This window comes from Mucilaginibacter sp., assembly GCF_036383575.1.
GTDB lineage: Bacteria > Bacteroidota > Bacteroidia > Sphingobacteriales > Sphingobacteriaceae > Mucilaginibacter.
In genome coordinates this window covers 1-6,458 of the sequence record NZ_DASVOB010000676.1, presented here as the reverse complement: position 1 = coordinate 6,458, position 6,458 = coordinate 1, and the positions used below count along the sequence as shown (strand labels likewise).

The 6,458-nt window shown below is 38.3% G+C and carries 8 protein-coding genes; 5 read left to right on the top strand and 3 right to left on the bottom strand.

Features of this window, described 5'->3' with window-relative positions:
• Positions 1 to 100: 100 nt before the first annotated feature.
• Positions 101 to 385 (bottom strand): hypothetical protein, encoded by a 285-nt coding sequence (locus VF500_RS23625; protein WP_330862029.1) that lies wholly within the window; start codon positions 383 to 385, stop codon positions 101 to 103.
• Positions 386 to 779: 394 nt separating this feature from the next.
• Here VF500_RS23625 and VF500_RS23620 point away from each other — a divergent pair, with 394 nt between their 5' ends.
• Together VF500_RS23620 and VF500_RS23615 are read left to right on the top strand one after the other, a co-directional pair.
• Positions 780 to 974 (top strand): hypothetical protein, encoded by a 195-nt coding sequence (locus VF500_RS23620; protein ID WP_330862028.1) that lies wholly within the window; start codon positions 780 to 782, stop codon positions 972 to 974.
• 171 nt (positions 975 to 1,145) lie between these two features.
• On the top strand, positions 1,146 to 1,508 hold the full coding sequence (locus VF500_RS23615) for a hypothetical protein (RefSeq protein ID WP_330862027.1): 363 nt from the start codon (positions 1,146 to 1,148) through the stop codon (positions 1,506 to 1,508).
• A gap of 109 nt (positions 1,509 to 1,617) precedes the next feature.
• Here the strand turns inward: VF500_RS23615 and VF500_RS23610 are convergent, their stop codons facing one another.
• Together VF500_RS23610 and VF500_RS23605 are read right to left on the bottom strand one after the other, a co-directional pair.
• Positions 1,618 to 3,852, bottom strand: coding sequence for a tetratricopeptide repeat protein (locus VF500_RS23610; RefSeq protein WP_330862026.1), 2,235 nt, complete (start codon positions 3,850 to 3,852; stop codon positions 1,618 to 1,620).
• Between the two features lie 215 nt (positions 3,853 to 4,067).
• Complete coding sequence (locus VF500_RS23605) at positions 4,068 to 4,289, bottom strand: hypothetical protein (protein ID WP_330862025.1); 222 nt, start codon at positions 4,287 to 4,289, stop codon at positions 4,068 to 4,070.
• Positions 4,290 to 4,581: 292 nt separating this feature from the next.
• Here VF500_RS23605 and VF500_RS23600 point away from each other — a divergent pair, with 292 nt between their 5' ends.
• From VF500_RS23600 to VF500_RS23590, 3 genes are all read left to right on the top strand, one after another.
• On the top strand, positions 4,582 to 5,304 hold the full coding sequence (locus VF500_RS23600) for a hypothetical protein (protein WP_330862024.1): 723 nt from the start codon (positions 4,582 to 4,584) through the stop codon (positions 5,302 to 5,304).
• 132 nt (positions 5,305 to 5,436) lie between these two features.
• On the top strand, positions 5,437 to 6,027 hold the full coding sequence (locus VF500_RS23595) for a TetR/AcrR family transcriptional regulator (RefSeq protein WP_330862023.1): 591 nt from the start codon (positions 5,437 to 5,439) through the stop codon (positions 6,025 to 6,027).
• 5 nt (positions 6,028 to 6,032) lie between these two features.
• On the top strand, positions 6,033 to 6,416 hold the full coding sequence (locus VF500_RS23590; protein WP_330862022.1) for a VOC family protein: 384 nt from the start codon (positions 6,033 to 6,035) through the stop codon (positions 6,414 to 6,416).
• The last annotated feature ends 42 nt before the right edge of the window (positions 6,417 to 6,458 follow it).

Here is a 6,458-nt window from a genome sequence, read left to right as displayed (position 1 = left end):
AACGGTTTCGCTATATAAATATCCGTTTATGAATGGGGGAAGGCAAAATGTTTAACTTATTTTAACAAAATAAATACAGTGGATCAGGCAATGGACTGTGCTATTTAACCTTTACCAGTTGTTGTTCTTTTTCAGTTTGCTCAACAAGTTCCAGCTCCTCGGTAACAGCTTCGGCCTGCGGGCTGGCATAGTTTAGTTTGCGGAAACGCCACTGGGCAAATGCGGGCTCCTGGAAACGGTTTATCAGTTTAAAAAATTTCGGAAAATTGTGCACCTCTTCTAACAACAAACCGGTTACTATGCCATTGTTGTCAAGTATTTCGCGTATGGTGTATTCCTTATCTTTGGTGATCCATATCTCGAAGTCCTGCCGTATTTCAGCCATCTTTTCAGGATCTATTTTGTCGTTTATACAGATTACCTTATCGCCCGGTTTCATAATGATCGCAAATTTTATGTGTCCCTTTTGTTAAGGGATTATGAATGTAAATGTCGGCTTTTTAAGCGTATTTTAAAATTTGTACCTGATGTAATTTTTAACGTTAAAAGAAATATTCAAAAAAGTTTTAAATATTATGCAACCTTATTTTATAGGCTTCGTATTAAAATGTATAATGAACGTTTAATATCAGGGGGGTATGGATTATTTTTATTTGTTTCTGATAGCAGGGCTGGGGCTGGTATTTGTTATTTTACAGTTTGATAAACAGCAACGGCGCAGGATTAATTCGTTACTGAAAAATGCGAACGATGTACAACCGTTACTTATGCAACGGTGTATGGATCAGAGATTAAATAAAATTAATGCTGAGCTAACTGCTAACACGTCTTACCTGAATAGGGGTAATGATTTAAAGCAAAAAGTAGGGGCAAACCTGCAACAGATAACCGTTGATTATAATACAGGAAAGATCAGTTTGTCTGTTTATAATAATAAACTTGGTGAGCTTGTTGAAAAGTTAGGAAATAAATAATTTTTGCTTTTAACCTAAGCTTATTTTTATTGTCATATATAGTTTTTGTTGGTTAGTTTTACTTTAAGGTCATTTGCTGTTGGGGCATTTGACCTTTTTTGTTTCGAGGTTGTTCAATAAAGTAATTATATATTGTACGGATAAACAAAATGATTATTATTGCAGTCACTTATGTCTGACGAAGCGATTATAAAACGGTTAAAGGTTGTTGTGAAAGAACACGGCGGCCAGTTGGGGCTTGCCGGCGCCATTGGTGTTGACCAGGGTTTTATTAGTAAGGTGATCAACAAAAAGCAGGATATTAGCTATTATCTGATCCGTAAGCTATGTTTTCAACTCAAATACTCGCCCGAATGGCTGATTCTTGGTACCGGCGAAAAAATGATCAACAAGCCCGAATCTGCCAAGCTCATTACCGAAATACAGATGATGCGTACAGAGGTAGATATTTTGCAGGCCCGTATGCGTGCCTACGAAATGGAATTAAAGGAACTGCGCGGGCAATTACACATTGAAGATAAAAAGGCCGTATAGCCCGAATAAATTCCCGGTAAATGTAAAAGCCCCTTGCGGGGCTTCGTTTTTATTTATAGATCAGTTAATAGTTACTTATTATACGGGTATTGTAAATATAAAGTTATAGTTATTTACAATATTTTGCTATTGAATCTGCCGCTTCTTTCCAACCCATGCTTAACGCTTTATTCATATCTGCACAGCCACCTGTTTTATCCTCAAGAGCTATTTTTGAAAGCCCTCTTTGTAAATAGGCCCGACTATTTTTTGTATCGAGGCTGATAGCAGTATTGCAATCCAAAATTGCCCCGTTAAGGTCTTTTAAATTTACCTTAGCAGTGGCCCTGTCAATATATATGTCCGGGTTATTAGGGGCAAGTTTAAATGCGGCGGCAAAATCATCTTTCACACCCTGGGCGTCACCAAGGTAACTTTTGGCTATACCACTATGTGAATAAGCCTTTATATTAGCATCATTCATATAGGTGGCATTGTGATAATCATCGGCAGCACCGGCGTAATCCTTCAAAATCATTTTGATATCGCCCCTGATTAAAAAAGTTTCATCGTTTGAGAAAATTGATACAGCCCGGTCAAGATCAGTAAGTGCACCTTTATAGTTTTTAAGTTTGGCTTTCACAAAACCTCTTGCCTGCCACACCAAAGCTGTTGAGTCTGATAATGAATCAATTTTCAGTGCACTGCTCAGGTCGGTGAGAGCGCCGTTGTAGTCTTCGGCGTCAGTTTTGGCTAAGCCACGCTTTAGTAATAACGTGATATTTTTAGGTGCTTTAAGTGCGCCGGTATTATAATCGGCCATAGCTCCTTTGGCGTCACCGGCGGCAGCTTTTGCTTCACCGCGGTAAAGGTAAAAATCAGCAATTGTTGGATTAAGTGCTATGGCCTTAGTAAATAACTGTACGCCATTATTGGTGTATTTGTAAAAGTTGCTGATCTTACCCAATCGCAAATAGCCATTTTGCTGTTGAGGAGCGATGTTGATCAGTTTTTCAAGATCTTTTACAGCAGCGGCATAATCGCCCAGTTTGGTTTTTTCAATAGCACGGTTAAAAAAAGCATACGTATAAACCGGGTTTATAGCAATGGCTTTGGTGTAATCATTAATAGCAGCGAGCGGAACTCCTAAATCGCGGTATGCATCACCACGGGACAGGTAAGCTTCATCACTTTTACTGTTCAGGCTAATTGCTTTTGTTAAATCGGCAATAACGCCTACGGTATCTTTCATAGCCATTTTAGCTTTGCTTAGGCTTACGTAAGCACTTATACTGTTAGGATTTATGATAATAGCCGAATCCGCATCAATTTTGGCGCCCTCGTAATTGCCCAATGCAAGTTTCGAAAATGAACGACTTTGATACGCATCACCATTTTTAGGGTTGAGTGCGATGGTTTTGTTAAAATCCTCCAAGGCACCCTGATTGTCTTTTTTGTCGCTTTTGATAATCCCGCGGTACATGTACAGGTTTGCATTTTTGGGAGATTGTGCGATGGCCTTGTTAAAATAATCAAGCGCGCCATTGGTATCGCCCAGGCTGCTTTGGGCATTGGCCATGTAAAGTAAAAGATTCTTTAAATTGGGATTTATTGCGGCCGCTTTTTTATAGTCGTCAACAGCGCCTTTAAAGTCATTTAGTTTTGCCCTGGTGTTTGCCCTATAAAAATAAGCTTCGGCGTTATTGGGGTTAAGCGAAAGTGTTTTTGTGTAATCGGCAATAGCGCCGTTATAATCATTCATGCTGGCCTTGCTGCCGGCCATATATTGGTAGACCTCGGCACTATTAGGGCTCAGTTTAACAGCCGTGTTATAATCAGCAATTGCCCCGGCGAAATCGCTATTATTGTTTTTGGCTAAGCCACGGTATTTATACAGATCGGCATTGTTGGGGGTAAATTGCAGTGCTGTTGTGAAATCTGCAATAGCGCCTGCATAATCGCCCATATTACTTTTGGCATTTCCCCGGTAGTGGAACATATCGGCCGTTTTAGGCCCCAGGGTTATAGCCCTGTCGAAATCAATAATAGCGGTTTGATAATCCTGTATAGCAGCCTCGGCATTGGCTTTGTACAGGTAGGCGTTGGTTAGGCCGGGTTTTAGAGCAACAGCTTCTGCGTAATCATTAATGGCCGCTTTATAGTCTTTAAGGTTACCGTATGCATTTGCCCTGTAGTAAAATACATCAGCATTTTTGCTGTTTAATTCTATTGCGTGCGTAAAGTCCTGTATCGCACCTTTATAGTCCTTGTTATTAGCTTTTGAGTTTCCCTCCTGAATATATGTACTTGCCGTTTGGCCAAGTGAGCATAGCGGTAAAAAAAGTAGAAATAGAATTTTTTTCATGAACGCGACAGCGGTTTATCAAATATCAATAAAAAAACCATTATTGACTATTGCAAAACCTGTACCATCGTTAAATACCTTATAACTAATAAGGAATAAGCGGGAGGTTACTGTGGGCTTGAAATAAAATTGGGGCATAAAAGCCCCAATTTCAAAGCAGATTATGAATTAGAAAAGCTGCCTGAGCTATTTCTTTGCTTCTTTAAGATCAATGATCAGGAAAAAGACGCTTCGTTTGTCCTGGCCTGGTTACGCTTTTTACCATATGTTATTGCAGCAGTGCAAAGGGCAATACAAATCAACAAAGCTACTTCTATTATGACGTGAATTACCGGAACCTTGCCTGGGTAATTTGACAATAAAATACCGGCATCGGGTAATAATAAACCAACCAGCGGGAAGCAAAAGAACATTCTCAATATTATTAATTTTTCCATAATTATTAACATTTAGTATGACAATACTAAGATACGGACTATTTCTTTATAATTTAAATAAAATTTAACATCTGTTGATTAAAACTTTCAAAAACGCAGCCTGAAGCATTTTGATGTCTCAATAGAAAGACATCGATACATTTTTGATAATTAATAATTAAGTACACTTCTTAACACCGAAAAGTGATCATTGTTTTTAATAGTTCAATTTGCTGATTTGTTAGCTATAATTTTGCATTTATAAAATCCGGCGATTTGTCATTTTAATTATCTTCGGGAAATTTAAACCTTAATGGAACCACTGATATTTAAGCTAAACCCAGAAAGCTATCCTGCGGTGCACAAGAAATTTATAGTCCGAATAATATTGCTTATGCTCATAGTGTGGGGAGCGGTTTCGTTTTCGATATTGAAAGATGATTATAAAAACGGTGGGGGGACGGCTGTTTGGTTTATGTTGGGATTGGCCTTGTTTTATGTATATCTCGTTTTTAGAATAGCTAAAAAGAGGAAAAAGTTATATGATAGCTACGCTTTAGTTATCGACGATATCAACATAACACGTAAGCAGGAAGGGTTTAAAGATGTACAAATTTCGATAAACGAGGTTTCCATAATTGAAAAGAATGCATCCAATAGATTGACTATACGAGGGAAAAGTAATGTTCCGTTTGAACGGATAGTTATCCCAAGCCAGGTTGATGATTATGCCAGGGTAGAAGAGGTCCTTGGTGGTATTAAGCCCCTCACTATAAATGTCAAACCTAACTATATGGAAAAGTATGGCCTGCTGATCATAGTTATACTTGTAGCTCCTATTTTTGGTGTGTATGTTGTTGATAATAAGATTGTAGTTGGTATTTGCGCAGTATTGGCAGTAACATTGCTTGTTTACAATATTTTTTACATGTTGAAATATAAAAACGCTGTAAAAAGTTGGAAACGTGCTCTGTGGATCTATCCCCTTATTGTTATATCAATTTTGATAGTCGCCTACTTCAAGCTGATCGCTTGATTTTAAAATAACCGTTACTATAAGTGATATGAGATAAGTATTCCTGGATTGACGTATTGTTTGGATATCAAAGGAAAGAAATAAAATAAATTTTTAAATAAGCGAACGCTCACTTATATTTGTTTTGAAAAAATGAGACCCCGCGACGAACATAAAGAACAACAGATACGCCAGAAAGCTATAGAATTGATAGTTGCCGAAGGGCTCGATGGTTTTGGAGTTAATAAGCTTGCCCGGGCAGCTGGGGTATCACCGGCTACCATTTATATTTATCATAAAGATAAGGAAGAGTTGATAAGTAGCATTTGTGTTGGAGTGGCCGAAAAAATGATGGATTTTAGTCTTCAGAATTTTTCGCCAGATATGGATTTTGCAGAGGGGTTGAGGGTACAATGGCGTAACAGGCTTGAGTATTTCATGCAATGTCCGTTGGATATGGAATTTATTGAAATTATGCGTTACACTCATTTTTATGAAAAAGTAACCGCCATGCTTACTATTAGTTTCGGGCAGATTTTAGGGGCATTTATGCGCAATGCTGAAGAGAAAAAACAGCTTGTTCCGTTGCCTTTTGAAGTTTACTGGGCAGTAGCTTATGCACCTCTTTATCAACTCATCAAATTTCATAACCAGGGTAATAGCTATGTGAACAGCAGTTTTACATTGGATGACAAACTAATGGAACAAACGCTTGGCCTTGTATTAAAAGCATTAAAACCCTGATCGTTATGCCGGTAACCAGTATAAAACTTAATCATATTAATTTACCGGTGACCGACGTAGCCGCCAGCTCCAGGTTTTTTGAGCAATATTTTAGCTTTAAATGCACCAGTGTAAAGGGTAATAATATGCTGGCCATACTGGAAGGCGAGGGTGGCTTTATCCTGGTGCTTACGGCGGAAAGTTTTAATCGAGATGGTAACAACCATTACCCCGATGCTTTTCATATAGGTTTCCTGGTAGATAGCCATGAACAGGTAACAGAAATTTATGACCGCCTTATAAAAGGAGGCATCAATGTAACGCAGCCACCGGGCTCCTTGCGCGGCGGTTATGGCTTTTACTTTAATGCTCTGGGTAATATCCTTACAGAAGTTACCTGTTTAGCTTAACAAATTGAATAATTAAGTATCTAAATAAAAATAATCAGTTTA

What these genes read in the sequence shown, in the direction of transcription:
- VF500_RS23600 (WP_330862024.1), top strand. Translation starts at nt 4,582, where the DNA reads ATGGAACCACTGATATTTAAGCTAAACCCAGAAAGCTATCCTGCGGTG.
- VF500_RS23620 (WP_330862028.1), top strand. Translation starts at nt 780, where the DNA reads ATGGATCAGAGATTAAATAAAATTAATGCTGAGCTAACTGCTAACACG.
- VF500_RS23625 (WP_330862029.1), bottom strand. Translation starts at nt 385, where the DNA reads ATGGCTGAAATACGGCAGGACTTCGAGATATGGATCACCAAAGATAAG.
- VF500_RS23595 (WP_330862023.1), top strand. Translation starts at nt 5,437, where the DNA reads ATGAGACCCCGCGACGAACATAAAGAACAACAGATACGCCAGAAAGCT.
- VF500_RS23615 (WP_330862027.1), top strand. Translation starts at nt 1,146, where the DNA reads ATGTCTGACGAAGCGATTATAAAACGGTTAAAGGTTGTTGTGAAAGAA.
- VF500_RS23590 (WP_330862022.1), top strand. Translation starts at nt 6,033, where the DNA reads ATGCCGGTAACCAGTATAAAACTTAATCATATTAATTTACCGGTGACC.
- VF500_RS23605 (WP_330862025.1), bottom strand. Translation starts at nt 4,289, where the DNA reads ATGGAAAAATTAATAATATTGAGAATGTTCTTTTGCTTCCCGCTGGTT.
- VF500_RS23610 (WP_330862026.1), bottom strand. Translation starts at nt 3,852, where the DNA reads ATGAAAAAAATTCTATTTCTACTTTTTTTACCGCTATGCTCACTTGGC.